1 protein-coding gene is annotated in these 898 nt (G+C 51.0%); it reads left to right on the top strand.

Annotation, left to right across the window (positions count from 1 at the left end; translation table 11 throughout):
- Positions 1 to 5 precede the first annotated feature (5 nt).
- On the top strand, positions 6 to 898 hold an 893-nt coding region (locus tag CXF87_RS12160; RefSeq protein WP_101146792.1), incomplete at its 3' end, for an IS1595 family transposase.

The following is an 898-nucleotide window of genomic DNA, read 5'->3' as shown; positions in this document are numbered from 1 at the left end:
GCGCCATGAAGCAAGCAGACTTCAAAATCCTTGAGAGGACACTTTCCAGCCTTCCTGTTGAGCGCAAGAAATACATAGCGGAACGACTTCTTGGGCAAATCAGCTCACAGGCAGACACTCTGATTGATACCTTAAGCCATCACTTTCCATGCCCACATTGTGGCGGCGAGCACGCTGTTAAGTGGGGACGCAGCGGTGGCCTACAGCGGTATCGATGCCGGAACCCCGAGTGTCACAAAACATTCAACGCCCTTACAGGCAAGCCCTTAGCCAAGCTGCAACATCGAGATAAATGGTTCGACTACCTGCGCTGCATGCGAGACAGCTTGACGTTGCGCGCCTCAGCGGCCCGAGTGGGTATTGATTTGAAGACGGCTTTCCGATGGCGTCATCGTTTCCTGAAAACGAGTGCTCTAGACAATGCCAACCCACTATCCGGCATCATTGAGGTAGACGAAACCTTCTTCCTGGAGTCCTGCAAAGGAAAGCGTCAGATTACTCACCGCAAACCTCGCAAGCGTGGGGGACAAGGCAATGTTAAGAAAAAAGAACAAAAAATTCAGGTGCTTATTGCGCGAGACCGTAATGGAAAGGTCAGTGATTTGGTTGATCCGGCGCTCCAAAAATCGACTGTTCATGAGTTTCTGGCGCCGATCATCGATCGCGACTCGATTTTATGCTCTGACGGACACAGCTGGTATAAAACCTTCTCTCGCGACTACGGCATTGCCCATCATCGACTCATCGTATTCGATAATCAGCGAGTGATCGGCAAGGAATACCACATTCAGAACGTGAACAGCTATATGAGCCGCTTGAAGGGGTGGATGGGGCGCTTTCATGGGGTGGGGACAGCGTACTTACCTAATTACTTGGCATGGCGACGGTTATTTGAAAC

Source organism: Halomonas sp. MES3-P3E, from assembly GCF_002836035.1.
GTDB classification, from domain to species: Bacteria; Pseudomonadota; Gammaproteobacteria; order Pseudomonadales; family Halomonadaceae; genus Vreelandella; species Vreelandella arctica.
The sequence above is the reverse complement of the archived record's forward strand: the minus strand, read 5'-3'. Positions and strand labels throughout refer to the sequence as shown.